The 560-nt window shown below is 38.4% G+C and carries 1 protein-coding gene; it reads left to right on the top strand.

The window, feature by feature from the left end; translation table 11 throughout:
* Nucleotides 1-134: 134 nt before the first annotated feature.
* Nucleotides 135-560: IS3 family transposase (locus TY19_RS26900; RefSeq protein ID WP_148300619.1), on the top strand; the 426-nt coding region annotated here is incomplete at its 3' end.

Below are 560 nucleotides of genomic sequence, written 5' to 3'. Positions count from 1 at the left end.
GCACAAAGATTAAAAGCTCTAGAAGAAGAAAACAGGAAATTAAAAAGGCTTGTAGCTGATTATGCTCTTGATAATGTGGCTTTGAAGGATCTTTTGTCAAAAAAGTGGTAGGCCCGCAGGCTAAGAGAAAGGCTATGAATGATCTAACCATCCGCCATGGCATAAGTCAAAGGAGAGCTTGTCGTTTACTTGCTTTCGATAGGTCTGTTGGGCGCTATAAGCATAAAATGAAGAATGATACAGAAGTAAAGGATAAAATGATTTCGATAGCTCATGAAAGAAGAAGGTTTGGGTATCGAAGAATTTGTCTCTTGCTGAAGAAGGAAGGATTAAAGATTAATCATAAAAAAGTATACCGACTGTACAAAGAGAGTGGTCTCAAAATCAGAAAAAGGGGTGGAAGAAAGAGAGCTTTAGGTTCTAGAATAAGACCTGAGGAGATTTCTAGGCCAAATCAAAGATGGTCTCTTGACTTTGTTTCAGATGCATTAGCCAATGGAAGGCGCCTTCGGATTCTAACAATTATGGATGACTTTACTAGGAAAAGTCTTAAGATGGTG

Source organism: Candidatus Protochlamydia sp. R18 (genome assembly GCF_000648255.1).
Classification (GTDB): domain Bacteria; phylum Chlamydiota; class Chlamydiia; order Chlamydiales; family Parachlamydiaceae; genus Protochlamydia; species Protochlamydia amoebophila.
This window is presented reverse-complemented; position numbering and strand designations above follow the sequence as displayed.